This is a genomic window from Actinoplanes solisilvae, from assembly GCF_003999975.1.
In the GTDB taxonomy this organism is placed as follows: domain Bacteria; phylum Actinomycetota; class Actinomycetes; order Mycobacteriales; family Micromonosporaceae; genus Actinoplanes; species Actinoplanes solisilvae.
The window spans coordinates 131,272-143,984 of record NZ_RJAC01000008.1; the positions used below are offsets into that span (position 1 = coordinate 131,272).

The window sequence follows — 12,713 nt, forward strand, 5'->3', positions numbered from 1 at the left end:
TCACATTGCGAGGGGACACGTTCGGCCGGTCGGCCATCCGCTTGCTGTGCAGGCACTCCGCACACGTACGCCGGGAACGCCTCAACGAGGGCGCCGGGCTGCCGAAATGATCCGCGGAGCAGCGCACGGATCATTTCCACGGACGGAGAAACCGGTGACCGCAGAGCCTCGCACGAGCCAGGGCTGGCTCAGCTCGTCTCCGCCGTCCGCGATCGCCCTGGTTGTCATGATCAGCTGCTTCTTCGGCTTCTTCGGGTCCATCCCGGCCAAGTTGCGGGCCGAACGGGTCTAGGTTCGGCGCAGCACCGAGACGACCTTGCCGAGGATCACCGCTCGGTCGCCGTCCAGGTGCGGATAGGCGGGGTTGCGGGCCTCCAGCACCACCCGGCCCGCGCGGCGGCGGTAGACCTTGACCGTCGCCTCCTCGTCGATCATCGCGGCCACGATGTCGCCGTTGTAGACCTCGTGCTGCTTCTTCACCACGACGATGTCCCCGTCGCAGATGGCCGCGTCGATCATCGAGTCGCCGCGGACGCGCAGCCCGAACAGCGTCCCGCGCCCCACCAGCTCGCGGGGCAGCGAGAGCACGTCGTCGGAGTTCTGCTCGGCCAGAATGGGTGTGCCGGCCGCGATGTCACCCAGCAGCGGCACGCCCACGGTCGCGTCGGAACCACCCGGCCCGGCCGAAGCAGGCTCGAGGAACATCCGTACGTCGATGGGCCTGGTCGCTCGGCCCCGGCGCAGGAAGCCCAGCTCCTCCAGCACCCGCAGGTGACGCCCCACGGTGGACGTCGACGCCAGCCCGAGCGCGTCCGCGATCTCCCGGTTGGACGGCGAGTAGCCGTAACGCCGGGCCGAGTCCTGAATGACGGTGAGGATCTGCCGTTGCCGCTCGTTGAGCCGCGACGTGTCGTAGAAGTCCTCATCCGTCAGCACTCAGTGATCTTGCCCCGTTTCCTTCCAGGCTGCCCGCAGGCGCGCCGCACCGTCGATGAGTTCGTCGAGCCCGCGCGGCTCCGGCCACGGCACACCCGCAATCCCGAACGCACGGTGAGCACCGCTCTGATCCTGCGGCGACAGCAGCCGGTCGTAGGCCCACAAACTGTCGAACCCGAGCAGCTCGGCCTCCCGCGCGAACGCCGTCACACCGGCGGCCGGATCGCGGGGAGCGGTATGCGGAACATTGATCCCGACCACGGCCGGAGCCCACGCTGCGGCCTTGGGCCGCACTCAGGTCGCGAGGAGCGCCGAGTTCGCGGCCGTGCGGTTGTCGAGCCCGACGACGGTGCTGATGTTCCACCTGGTCTTCCAGGACTGCTGGGACGGCCTGGGAGAACCGCCCCTCGGCGAACGCGTGAAGAACTGCGTCGTGCAGAAGGCCAAGTGCAACACCGAGGGCAACTTCTGACGTGCGCCCGTCCGCCGTCCCCTGCGAGTCGCGGGGGACGCGCGGCGGGAGTCGGGGATCCGATCACCCAGGCCCTTGCGGAGCCGCGTGGAATGCGTCGACCCTCGTCATCATGAGTGCCAAGCCATCGGCCGTCCGTGATGTCGTCGTGGTGATCCCGGGAATCATGGGCAGCACCCTCGTCGACGCCGAGAACCGCCCTGTGTGGTCGCTGAGCGCCGGCTCGCTCGTCAACGCGATCCGCACGTTCGGGGGCTCGCTGAAATCGCTGCGATTGCCCGAGGGCCTCGGCGACGACCACCCCGGCGACGGTGTCAGGGCGGTCGGCCTCATGCCAGGCCTGCACGTCATCCCCGGAATCTGGAGCCCGGTCGCGGGCTACGCCGGCATCCTGAAGTTCCTGCGGGGCCGCCGCTTCCAGTTCGTCCAGGACCCGGTCCCCAACCTGATCACCTTCCCGTACGACTGGCGGCTGTCCAACCGGCACAACGCGCGCCTGCTCGCCGAACGGGCCGGCGACGCGCTCACCCGATGGCGCGCCCGGCCGGGCATGGCCGACGCGAAGCTCGTCATCGTCGCCCACTCGATGGGTGGCCTGGTCGCGCGCTGGTTCCTCGAACGCGAGCAGGGCGCCGAGCTGACCCGCGCCCTCATCACGATCGGCACCCCGCACCGGGGCTCGGTGAAGTCGCTGGACACCCTGGCCAACGGCATCGAGGCGGGGGTCGGGCCGCTCAAGCTGAGCCTGACCGAGATGGCGCGAAGCATGCCGTCCCTGCACCAGCTCCTGCCCACGTACGCCTGCCTGCGCAAACCCGGCGGCGGGCGGGTCCCGCTCGGACCGGGGACGACGGCCGGGCTCGACGCCGCGATGCTGGCCGACGCCGCCGCGTTCCACGCCGTCCTCGACGCCGCCGGACCACCCCGGTACGTCCTGCACAAGGTCGTCGGGATCCGGCAGCCCACGCCCACGACGGCCCGGCTGACCGGCGGCAGGCTGGTCACCTCGGACGCGATCGACGAGCAGGATCAGGCCGGCGACGGCACGGTTCCCCGGCTGGCCGCCGAACCGGCACAGGGGCGCGGCACCGAGGTGCACGAGGTCGCCCAGCAGCACGGCGAACTCCAGGGCACGCGGTCCGCCCTCGACCTGCTCGACGGCATCATCACCCGCGAGGACGTGATCTGGGAGGACGCCGCCCCCGAGACCTTCGGCGTGGCCATGACCGAGATCTGGGCGCCCGGCGCCGCGCCCGAGCTGACCGTCCCCGATCTCGCCGACCGTCGCCTGAACGTGTCGGTCCTCGACGAGCACGGCACCCAGGTCGGAGCGCCGGTCAAGGTGCGTCCGGACGGCCGGGCGGTCCTCGACCCGCTACCCGAGGGCGGCTACCGCGCCACGGTGAGCAGCCCGGTTGCGGGCGGCCCGCCCCCGGTGACCCGCCCGTTCCTCGTGTGGGACCCGGACCGATGATCGGCGCGCAGGTGGTGGCGGTCGCCAACGGCTCCTACGCGACCCTGACCCCGCTCGGCCGGGCGGTGCCGGACAGCGAAGGCCTGGTCGGCCTGCTCAGGGAACGACACGGATTCGACGGCGTGGTCCTGGCCGACCTGCGCCGCGGGGCGCTGCTCGACGAGATCGACGCCGCCCTGCAGAAGAAGTCGATGCCCGGCGGCAAGCTGATCGTGCTGTGGACCGGGCACGGCGAGCTCGGCCCGGACCGGCAGTTGAAGCTGCTCGGCCGCACCACCGACACGGACGACGACGAGATCGCCACGGCCAGGAAGCTGGGCGAGTGGGCCGCCCGCACCGGGGCGACCCAGGTGCTGGTCGTCGTGGACACCTGCCACTCCGGCGGCGGCGTCCCCGACGCCCTGGCCATGGCCGACGCGGTCCTCGCCGGGCGGGCCGACCCCGGAGCGGCCTGGTTCGGCGTGGTGGCGGCCTCACGCGGCGACGAGCCCGCGCGCAGCGGGGCGATGGCCCGCGAACTGACCCGGCTGCTCACCCACGGCCCCACCGACGACGCGCTGCGGCTGCGCTGGAACGCCTACCGCGAGGAGATCCGCGGCGACGACCTGATCGACGCGCTGGTCAAGGAGTGGTCCGAACCCCGGCACTCGCCCCAGCAGGCGGCCACCGGCGACGCCTGGCCGATGCTGCGCAACCCCCTGCACCGTCCGCGCGCGAGCCACGTCGTCGTGGAACACCTGCTGCAGGCCGCCCGCGGAACGTCGACGACCGACAACTTCTTCACCGGCCGCGAACGCATCCTTGCCCGGGTGGTGAGGTGGCTGCGCCGGGGCACCCCGGGGCTGTACGTCGTGACGGGACCGGCGGGCTCGGGCAAGTCCGCGATCCTCGGCCGCGTCGTCAGCCTCTCGGTGCCCGACGAGCGCCAGAGTCTCGAGCTGCCGCCGGCCGAGCTCGACCCGGGCGAGTCGAGGGTGGACGCGCACCTGCACGCACGCGGCATGGACGCGAAGTCGGCCGTCGAGAGCCTCGCCGCACAGCTCGGCCTGCCGTCCGACACCGGCGTCTACGACCTGCTGGCGTACGCCGCCCGGCGCCGGACGGACGGCGCTCCCCTGGTGGTCGCGATCGACGGTCTCGACGAGGCGGGCGACATCGAGTGCCGCCACATCGCCGTCCAGGTCATCGAGCCGCTCGTGCACGAGGCCCTGGTGCTGATCGGCTCGCGCGAGATCGCCGGGGCGATGGGCGAGCCGGGGCTGCTCACGCTGCTCGGCGTCGCCGCGGAGACCACCGATCTCGGCCGCGAGGTCGAACAGACCCTTCACGACGTACGGCGTTACGTGGTCCGCCGCCTCGACGGTGTGGCCCCGTCGATGAGCCCCGAGCTGGTCGCCGACGAGGTGCTCGTCACCGCGCAGGACGCCGACCCGGCCCGCGAGGGACCGTTCCTGCTCGCCCGGCTCATCACGTCGCAGCTGCGCGGCGCGCCGGTCGACACGTCCGGCCAGGGCTGGCGTACGCGACTGGCCTCCAGCGTGGAGGCCGCGCTCGAAGCCGACCTCGAACGCACCATCCTCACCATCGACGGGCGGGCGCACCCGACCGCGGCCCGGGAACTGCTGCGCGCCCTCGCCTGCGCGCACGGCAACGGTCTGCCGGCCGACGACGTGTGGCCGGCGATCGCGTCGGCGCTCTCCCCGACCGGCGTCCGGTACACGCGCGACGACGCGTACGCCCTGCTCCTGGCCCTGGGCCGGCACGTCGTCGTGGGTACCGCGGGAGGCCAGGCGGTCTACCGGGTGGCCCACCAGCGCCTGATCGACCACCTGCTGCCGACGCTGGGCAAGGGCATCGGACGTGGGCTGTCCCCCGGCATGGCCCTGCCCGTGGCCGCGACGATCGCCCGCCTGTACGAGCACCTGCTCGACGAGGGGCAGACCCCGGGCCAGCACGCCTACCTGTGGCAGCACGCGTGGCGGCACTTCGCCGACGCCGGCGTCCCCGGGCTCGACCTGCTGCGGGAGTTCTTCGCCCGCGACCGCGGCGCGTTCCTGCCCGACCTCGCGATGGCCGTCCAGCTCGTGGCCGAGCGCTCCCTGCTGACCGGTCAGCGCGTCGCGGTCACCCTGCACGAAGAGTCGGTGGCGCTGAACCGCGAGCTCGACGACCAGCTCGACCTCGCGATCGCCCTGTTCGAACTCGCGACGGCCCGCGCCATCTTCGGGGACACCGAGGGCGCCGAGGAAGCGGCGAACGAAGCGTCGCGCCTGGCCCGGGAGGCTCACGGCGACCCGGCCAGCGGGCAAGTGCTGGCCAACAGCCTCTCGGCCCTGGCGCTCGCCCAGCTGCGCAGCGTCAACCCGGTCGCGGCGGAGCGCTACGCGGTCGAGGCGGTCGCGTTGCTCGAGCCCTCGGGCGAGGAACGGCGAGCGCTGATCGGGGCGTTCGCCAACGCCTGCACCCTCGCCGCCAGCGCGGCCATCATGCAGAACGATCTCGAGAAGGCCGACGAGTTCAGCCGCCGGGCCCTGGCCGCGCTCGACGAGGGCGACGACTCCGATCACAACGAGGCCGCCCTGATCGAGGCCCTCGCCGTACGGTCCCGGGTGAACCTGCTCGAACTGATCAACTCGCCCGATCGCCGCCGGCCCGGCCGTGACGGCATGCCGGCCGCCGAACGCCTCGCCGATCACCACCGCCGCCACGGGCCGTCCGGCAGCATCATCGACATCGCCGTCGCCGAAGGCCTGCGCCTGTACGCGATCACGACCTCGATCGAGAACGCGGGCCGCGGCGCCGAACCCGTGACAGCCACGACCATCGCACTGCTCGACCAGTCGATCGACCTGGTCACACCGTTCGCCCAGGGCAATACGGACGCGGCCGTCATCCTGGCCAGCAGCCTGACCCTGCGAGGACGCCTCGCCGCGGCGCACGACCCGGCCCGGGCGATAGCCGACCTCGAACTGGCTGAGCACCACCTGCGCACCGTCGAGAACACAAGCCCGTCGGTGGCCATCCAGCTCGGCGAGACGCTGACCAACCAGGTCACCGTGGCCCTGGCCGGCACCACGATCGACCTGCTGGCCCTGATCGAACGCCAGAAGGAAGCGGCGGACCTGCTCGACATCAACCTGCCCATCGCGTGGGGTCCGCTGGTCACGGCGCTCGACCAGCTCGTCAAGCTGCACACCATGGCCGGTCAACCGAGCGAGGCCTCCACCGTGCGCGAGTCGACGATCCAGGTCCGCCGCGACCTGCTCCCCGGCTCACCGCAGGCGGTCCTCGGCCTGGCCGCGACGCTGGCGGACGTCGCCGCCACGATCCTGTCCGTACGCCCGCTGGAGGCGATCGGATATGCCGAAGAGGCCCTGCGGCTCATCGACGCGATGGAGAACACGGATTCGCGCGTCGCGCTGCTTCGCGGCATCGCCCTGCTCAACCTGTCGGCGGCCCACTCGGCCCTCGAACAGATTCCCGAGGCGCGCCGAGCGGTCGAGGAGGCCCTCGTGCTTCTCGACGCCGAATTCGAATCGCCGGTCGCCACCATCGCGCTGGCCGGCGCCCTGGCCGCCGTCTCGGCCCTCGACCTGGCCGCCGGGCGGAACACGGCCGCCCTCGACCATTCCCGGCGGGCGATCGAGGCCTTCGAGGAGTACACCGGGGAACTCGAGAATCCGTTCCAGCTTCCCCTCACCCGCATCACGTTCGGCCGGGCCCTGCTGCTGGCCGGCGACGAAACAGAATCGGCGCGATCGATGGACGCCGGCCTCGGCGAGTTGCGCGCCCGGCTGTCGGAGGGCGAACTGAGCATCGCCTACCTGGCCGTGGGGCTGAACACGGCCGGCCCGGAAGTCTGGGAGACGGTCCTCGCCGAACTCGACGACCAGCCGATCCTGGCGGCGATGCTCCTGATGCGGCGCATCCGGCCGCCGGAGGAGATCGCCCTGACCGTACGGGACATCCGCGCGGCGCTGGTGGCCGCGGTCGACGACGTGCGGGCGACCCAGCAGGTCCACGAGCTGGCCCGGCTCCAGCGGGCACGCCACCCCGCCCGCTTCCGGGCAGCGTGGACGGCGAGCGGCGACGAGATGCCGCACTGGCTGGCCATCGACCACTCGCTGAGCCACCTGCTGGTCGCCTGGTGGAACCGGTCCACCTGGGCCGAGTCCCAGAGCTATCTGCGGGCCGAGCCGGCCCTGCTCGACCCGGCGACCGACGTGCTCCTCGAGGAACTGCGCAGCATCGGCGCGAACGACGACCTCGTGGACAGGCACCTGCGACTGCGCGCCGACGCGGCGGAAAACGGCGTCGACGCGGCGTACGCGCCACTGCTCTCGCTGATCCTGGTCGAGAACTGGATGGAGGCACCGGACGCCGAGCTCTTCCTCACCGAGAACTACGACGAACTCCTCGGGCCGGACGTCGCGGCGGTCGTCGCCGAGCGGAAAGACACCGTCGAGGTCTTCGCGATCATCGACGCGGTCCTCGTACTGACCCGCCGGGCCGAACAGTCAGTGGCGTTCCGCATCATGGAGGAACCGGCGTTCGGGGTGACCCTGCTGCGGGCGGCCTGGCGCTCGGCCGACGTCGCACGGCTGGCTGCCCTGGCGACGCTCTGCCTCAACGAGGGCACGGTCAGCGACCCGGGTGGGCGGCTGGCCACGGTGGCGCTGGCCATCGCCCACGCGATCGGGGGCGACGCCGGGCGGGCGGCTGAGCTCGGGCGGTCAGCGCTGGCCGAAGTCGTGTCTTCCGAGGAGCGCGATCTGCTGATGGCGGCGGTTTCGGACGCGCTGGCCTTTCAGCCTGAGGGGCAGGAGTCGCTGATCCGGCTACTTCAAGCTCTGCGTCCACCGTCGGTGAACGGGGGCTGAGGTGGCGTTCCTGCGCTGGGACGGCCGGGTCGTCGGCTCCGGGCAGGAGAATGGTCACCCTGTCTCTGGGCGCGGCCCTGTCCTGGCGGCCCCCTGCCGCGCCGGTTGCGGCTGGCGCTGCGCGCTCCCAACCGCCGGCGCCCGGTGTACTTTCGGTCGCATGCGCGTTTCCACTGCCGCGGTCACAGCGGGGTCTCTCATTGCCGGCTGGCAGGTCGCCCGCCGGACCGGCATCCGGCCTCTGGGTGGGGCGATCCTGGCTGCGGGTGGCATCGTCGCCGGGCGTGAGTGGTCCCGGCGCACGAGCCCGGCCGTGACCGGCGCACTTGTCGCGACGTACCTCGGGGCGTTTGGCGCCTCGCACCCGCTGGCCAAGCGCATCGGGCCCTGGCCGTCTGTTCTTGCCGTGTCCGCGGTGACGGCCGCCGTGTCCTGGGCCGTGTCCGACCGGCGCTGAAGGCGTTTGGGCCGTTTCCGTGGCGTTCGCCGGCGGAAGTGTTCCGGCTCCTGAGCGCGAACGACACCGGGCTGCGGGCGCGGTTCTGGTTGATGAACCACTGGCCCGAGCTGCGATCATGCCGGCGTGAAGCAGTACCGAAGCCTTGGTGACCCACTCGGCGGTGCCGACGTCGCACTCATCGGTCTATTTTCGGCCAAGGAGAAGCAGTACGAGGCCAGGCTCGACGAGTTGGCGGTTATGGTCGAGGCCCGAGGTGGACGGGTCGTGGCCCGGTTCATCCAGCGCCGGGGCGCCTCAGACCGCTGGAAGCAGCGCCCAGGCGGGTCGCTGCGAATGTCGCAGCCCTTCTCCCGCCGTACGCTGCTGACACACGGCAAGGTTCGCGAGGTCGCCCAGGCGTGCCGAGAGGCAGAGATCGACGCCGCAGTATTCGTGAACACCCTGACCCATCGCCAGCGGAGCGTCTTGGCCAAGATCCTCGGGTGCCTCATTTTGAGCGGTGAAGACCTGGTGTGATCATCGATGGTGTCGTGGTCGATCGATGACAGCGAACTGGCCGGCCCGCAAGCAGATCGCGGCATGAAAGGCGTTCGACGGTGGTGAGCCGCTACCCGAGTTCGTACGTGAAACAATCAGTCCGTTCGAAGGCAGCATCCTGTTCAACGGTCGCCCGGAGTACGCGTTCGATCCGATCGAACACCAGCGATCCGATCGCGGCCCGGCTGACTGCAGATGCCGCCCAATAAAGGTGGACAGGCCGCTCAACGTCGGTACTCAGCCGATCCCACAACGCGTCCAGGTTGGCACCGTAGTGCGGACCGAAGTCGAGCAATCTCGCCAACTCGCGATGGAGGTCAGCCTCCGACTTCACCCGGTTGCCGTCAAGGACCACGCGCACTCGACGATGCTACCGACCACGCCGTCGACGGCTTTACGGTGAGCGCGCGCTGACAGCCGCAGATGAGTGAATTGACCTTGGCTATGGTGACTCGATTTCGGCACGCGGCGATTGATCCGGCAACACCTGTCGCGAATCCGGGCTTCCTGATTCCGGCCCGCAGCGTCTTTCCTGGATCTCCGCAAGAGCGTCGAGCAGATCGCCCCATAGAGTTTCGGCGGCATTGCGGGTCTCGGGCGCCAGGTTGCGGTGCACGACCCACTTGGCATCAGCCAAGCCCAAGCCGGTGCTGTCAGAAATGGCCTTGATCGCCGAGATCGGCGAATCAGTGCGCCGCAGCAGTTCCTTGGCTATCTCGTCGGCGTCAGCGCCGGCGGCGAGCATCGTCTGCGCCGACTCCGTCAAGAACCTGACTCGCGCGGCTCGCTCTGCAGCGTCGTTCACCCCAGGAGGGTAGCGAGGTCGTCGAGTGTCACAACCGGGAGAGGATCGACCGTCCTTCACGCAGCGTGCCCATCCACGGCTGGATGAACGCGCATGCTCAGCGGCCATGAGCGGACGCTGTCCTCGATGGCGATGATGCGCGTGCCGCCGTTCTCCAGATCGTCATGAGTGCAGGTCTCGCTGTCCAGACCTGGCACGAGAGCGATGTGCTCGTGGATGCTGGTCGACGCCGAGATGATCAGTTGACAGAATGCCGAGGCATGGCGCACGACCGATCGAGTACACCGCCGAGACTGCGCAGCTGGGCCGAGGTCGATCCGGGGCGCTACCCGTTCAACCCGACCGCGGTCCCGGTGTTGATTCAGACGGTTACTCCGGTGGCCGGGCGATCTGATTTGAGCGCATGGACCGAAGCGGTCAGTGTCGTGCTGTCCGACCGCTACGGCCCCTGGGCGTACCGGTGGTACTGGGCGCCAGAGGTATGGCAGCAAGGGTGGAACTGGATCACCTCGTTTCCTGCTCCGGCCGAGGCGCCGGCTCTGGCAGTCGACGCGCTGCTGACCTGGCGACGGTGGCTGATGAGGATTGCCGAACGATTCGACGAGTACCTGCCGTTGCTCGATCCGAACGCCGAGCCGGGTGACCTCACCGCGGCTTGGGAGTCCGCTATCGCGGAGCTGATGAGGTTGGCTGTCGCCCCCATGTCCGATGACGGCAGCTGCCGAGGCCAGTGCCGCAGGATCCTCGAATGGTTTCTCACAGCTGCCGGCGTGCCGGAAGAAACCGCGGCATCGCTGGTCAACAGTGCAGTCGACGTGCGCCTCGACTGGAGAACTCCGACAGCGGCTGAGGTCGTCGACGTGGCCGAACGGCTCACGCGAGACGTGCTCGAACTCGACGGGATCGCGTCGACCGTGGTTACCGACACATGGCCGGACACATGGCCGCAGAACTGGCCAGTGTGGAGGGCCATGAACACAGCGAGCCGGGAGAATATGTGATCAGGTGTCCTGCGGAGTCGAGTCCGGATCTGCGGCCTGTCGCATTCTTCTCGGCTGGATCAGTGAGCGAGAACCCACCACCATCCTGAGCCGCCTGGTGCACCAGCGACCCGCCGCTCGCTCCGCGATCCCATAGGTGCGGAGCCGATGCCGCTGGGACGCTCGACAACGTCAGTTGCCGGCGCCGAGGGTGTGCATCATCGCTGTCGGGTAGCGGTCGCCGCGAGCCGATCCGAAGGGGACGGCCTTTTCGATCTCGGCCAGGTCGTCGTCGGTCAGGGTCAGGTCCAGCGCGGGCAGGGCTTCGCCGAGCCGTTCGCGGGTGCGGGCGCCGACGAGCGGGATGATGTCGTCGCCCTGGGCGGCCACCCAAGCGATCGCCACCTGGGCCACGGTCGCGTTCTTCGCTGCGGCGACCGAGCGCAGGGCTTCGACCAACGTCAGGTTGTGGGTCAGGTTGTCGCCGTTGAAGCGGGGGCTCATGCCGCGGAAGTCGCCGGGCCGGCTTTCGCGGGCGGCCGTCCAGTGGCCCGAGATCAAGCCCCGGCTCAGGACGCCGTACGCGGTGAGGCCGATGCCCAGTGAGCGGAGAGCGGGCAGCACCTCGTCCTCGATCGCACGCGAGATGAGCGAGTATTCGATCTGCAGGTCGGCGACGGGGTGGACCGCGTGCGCCCGCCGGATGGTCGAGGCGTCGACCTCCGAGAGCCCGAGATGCCGTACGTACCCGGCTTCGATCATCTCTTTGACGGCGCCGACCGTGTCTTCGATGGGGACGGCGGGGTCGAGGCGGGCCGGGCGGTAGATGTCGATGTGGTCGACGCCGAGGCGGGTCAGTGAGTAGGCCAGGAAGTTCTTGACGGCGGCGGGGCGGGTGTCGGCGCCGCCCCATGACATGTCGGGGCCGCGCAGGCCGCCGAATTTGACGCTGAGCTGGTAGCTGTCGCGGGGGCGGCCGCGCAGCGCCTCGGCCAGCAGCAGCTCGTTGTGGCCCATGCCATAGAAGTCACCCGTGTCGATCAGGGTGACGCCCGCGTCGAGCGCGGCGTGCACGGTGGCGATGGCCTCGGCGCGGTCGACCGGACCGTATGCCCCGCCCGACATGCCCATCGCGCCGAGACCCAGCTTGCCCACGGCCGGTCCGGTCGTGCCCAGGGTGACAGTTCGCATCGTGTGCTCCTTCGTCGATGTTCTGGACCGAGCTTGCACCGGTTTGCGGGCGGGCGGGAGCGGAGCGTTCATCGTGGGATCGCGAGTCCCTGGATAGGCCGCCACGAGGAGGGCAGCATGAAGACATGCAGCGTGACGACCTGGCCGACTTCCTTCGCCGCCGCCGTGAGGCGATCCGCCCGGCCGAGGTGGGCCTGACCGACGGCCCCCGACGGCGCACCACCGGGCTGCGCCGCGAAGAGGTCGCGATGCTCGCGGGCATGTCGGTCGACTACGTCGTCCGCCTCGAGCAGGGCCGCAGCAGCCAGCCGTCGACCCAGCTCCTCGGCGCGCTGGCCCGCGCCCTGCGACTGTCCGACGATCAGCGCGCTCACCTGTTCCATCTGGCCGGTCACCAGCCGCCACCTGCGATGGGCACCGCCTGCCTGGCTCGCGCGGGGCTGCTGCGCATGCTCGACCTGCTCGGTGACACGCCGGCGCTGGTGCTCAGCGACCTCGGTGAGACTCTCGCCCAGAACCGCATGTCACTGCTGCTCAGCGGCGACATGACCGGCTTCGAGGGCGACCGCCGCTACCACGTCTACCGCTGGTTCACCGACCCCGCTCTGCGCGCCATGCACCCGGCCGACGAGCACGATCATCAGGCCCGGGTGATCGTGGCCGACCTGCGCGCGGTGGCGGGGCGCAGGCACGACGACCCGACCGTCGCCCGGCTGGTCGAAAAGCTGCAGACCGAGAGCGAGACCTTCCGCGAGCTGTGGACCGAGCACGAGGTCGGGGTGCGCCGCGCCGACCGCAAGACGATCATGCATGCGCGGGTCGGCCCGGTGCTGGTCGACTGCGAGACCCTCGTCACGCCCGACCAGCGGCAGCTCCTGCTGGTGCTGACGCCGGCCGACGCCGAGTCCCGCGAAAGGCTGGAACTGCTGCGCGTGGTCGGCGTCGAAGAGTTCGCGACGGTTCCGGAGAGCTAAGCTT

Annotated in this window: 14 protein-coding genes; 8 read left to right on the forward strand and 6 right to left on the reverse strand. The window is 70.5% G+C overall.

Annotation, left to right across the window (positions count from 1 at the left end; translation table 11 throughout):
* The first annotated feature begins 154 nt into the window (after positions 1-154).
* Entirely contained in the window at positions 155-292 is a 138-nt protein-coding gene (locus EER30_RS47215) for a hypothetical protein (RefSeq protein WP_164842435.1), read from the forward strand.
* Here EER30_RS47215 and lexA read toward each other — a convergent pair.
* Both lexA and EER30_RS21735 read right to left on the reverse strand, forming a co-directional pair.
* Positions 289-936, reverse strand: a complete 648-nt coding sequence (lexA, locus tag EER30_RS21730; RefSeq protein WP_127502344.1) for a transcriptional repressor LexA — start codon at positions 934-936, stop codon at positions 289-291. The genes EER30_RS47215 and lexA overlap by 4 nt on opposite strands.
* Positions 937-1,197: a hypothetical protein gene (locus tag EER30_RS21735; RefSeq protein ID WP_127502345.1), complete on the reverse strand. Its 261-nt coding sequence runs from the start codon at positions 1,195-1,197 to the stop codon at positions 937-939.
* Positions 1,198-1,219: 22 nt separating this feature from the next.
* Between EER30_RS21735 and EER30_RS21740 the strand changes: the two genes are divergently transcribed.
* The 5 genes from EER30_RS21740 to EER30_RS21760 all read left to right on the forward strand — a co-directional run bounded on the left by EER30_RS21740 (position 1,220) and on the right by EER30_RS21760 (position 8,738).
* Positions 1,220-1,408 (forward strand): hypothetical protein, encoded by a 189-nt coding sequence (locus EER30_RS21740; protein ID WP_127502346.1) that lies wholly within the window; start codon positions 1,220-1,222, stop codon positions 1,406-1,408.
* Between the two features lie 112 nt (positions 1,409-1,520).
* Complete coding sequence (locus tag EER30_RS21745) at positions 1,521-2,882, forward strand: esterase/lipase family protein (RefSeq protein WP_127502347.1); 1,362 nt, start codon at positions 1,521-1,523, stop codon at positions 2,880-2,882.
* Positions 2,879-7,762, forward strand: coding sequence for a P-loop NTPase family protein (locus tag EER30_RS21750; RefSeq protein ID WP_127502348.1), 4,884 nt, complete (start codon positions 2,879-2,881; stop codon positions 7,760-7,762). Before EER30_RS21745 ends, EER30_RS21750 begins: the two co-directional genes overlap by 4 nt.
* 160 nt (positions 7,763-7,922) lie before the next feature.
* Complete coding sequence (locus EER30_RS21755; protein ID WP_127502349.1) at positions 7,923-8,219, forward strand: hypothetical protein; 297 nt, start codon at positions 7,923-7,925, stop codon at positions 8,217-8,219.
* Between the two features lie 126 nt (positions 8,220-8,345).
* The gene (locus tag EER30_RS21760) at positions 8,346-8,738 is read left to right on the forward strand and encodes an HflX-like GTP-binding protein (RefSeq protein WP_205650345.1); all 393 of its coding nucleotides are present in this window, start codon (positions 8,346-8,348) and stop codon (positions 8,736-8,738) included.
* A gap of 91 nt (positions 8,739-8,829) precedes the next feature.
* Here EER30_RS21760 and EER30_RS21765 read toward each other — a convergent pair whose 3' ends face one another.
* From EER30_RS21765 to EER30_RS21775, 3 genes are all read right to left on the reverse strand, one after another.
* A complete protein-coding gene (locus EER30_RS21765; protein WP_127502350.1) occupies positions 8,830-9,120 on the reverse strand; it encodes a barstar family protein in 291 nt (96 codons plus the stop codon).
* An 81-nt stretch (positions 9,121-9,201) separates the two neighbouring features.
* Positions 9,202-9,564, reverse strand: coding sequence for a hypothetical protein (locus EER30_RS21770; RefSeq protein WP_127502351.1), 363 nt, complete (start codon positions 9,562-9,564; stop codon positions 9,202-9,204).
* Positions 9,565-9,620: 56 nt separating this feature from the next.
* Positions 9,621-9,833, reverse strand: coding sequence for a hypothetical protein (locus EER30_RS21775; RefSeq protein ID WP_127502352.1), 213 nt, complete (start codon positions 9,831-9,833; stop codon positions 9,621-9,623).
* Between EER30_RS21775 and EER30_RS21780 the strand changes: the two genes are divergently transcribed.
* The gene (locus EER30_RS21780) at positions 9,825-10,565 is read left to right on the forward strand and encodes a hypothetical protein (RefSeq protein ID WP_127502353.1); all 741 of its coding nucleotides are present in this window, start codon (positions 9,825-9,827) and stop codon (positions 10,563-10,565) included. The genes EER30_RS21775 and EER30_RS21780 overlap by 9 nt on opposite strands.
* A 171-nt stretch (positions 10,566-10,736) precedes the next feature.
* Here the strand turns inward: EER30_RS21780 and EER30_RS21785 are convergent, their stop codons facing one another.
* Entirely contained in the window at positions 10,737-11,735 is a 999-nt protein-coding gene (locus tag EER30_RS21785; protein ID WP_127502354.1) for an aldo/keto reductase, read from the reverse strand.
* 125 nt (positions 11,736-11,860) lie between these two features.
* Between EER30_RS21785 and EER30_RS21790 the strand changes: the two genes are divergently transcribed.
* The gene (locus EER30_RS21790) at positions 11,861-12,709 is read left to right on the forward strand and encodes a helix-turn-helix transcriptional regulator (RefSeq protein ID WP_127502355.1); all 849 of its coding nucleotides are present in this window, start codon (positions 11,861-11,863) and stop codon (positions 12,707-12,709) included.
* The last annotated feature ends 4 nt before the right edge of the window (positions 12,710-12,713 follow it).

Coding starts and splice junctions, on each gene's coding strand:
- EER30_RS21745 (WP_127502347.1), top strand. CDS start 1,521: ATGAGTGCCAAGCCATCGGCCGTCCGTGATGTCGTCGTGGTGATCCCG.
- EER30_RS21750 (WP_127502348.1), top strand. CDS start 2,879: ATGATCGGCGCGCAGGTGGTGGCGGTCGCCAACGGCTCCTACGCGACC.
- EER30_RS21755 (WP_127502349.1), top strand. CDS start 7,923: ATGCGCGTTTCCACTGCCGCGGTCACAGCGGGGTCTCTCATTGCCGGC.
- EER30_RS21780 (WP_127502353.1), top strand. CDS start 9,825: ATGGCGCACGACCGATCGAGTACACCGCCGAGACTGCGCAGCTGGGCC.
- EER30_RS21785 (WP_127502354.1), bottom strand. CDS start 11,735: ATGCGAACTGTCACCCTGGGCACGACCGGACCGGCCGTGGGCAAGCTG.
- EER30_RS21790 (WP_127502355.1), top strand. CDS start 11,861: ATGCAGCGTGACGACCTGGCCGACTTCCTTCGCCGCCGCCGTGAGGCG.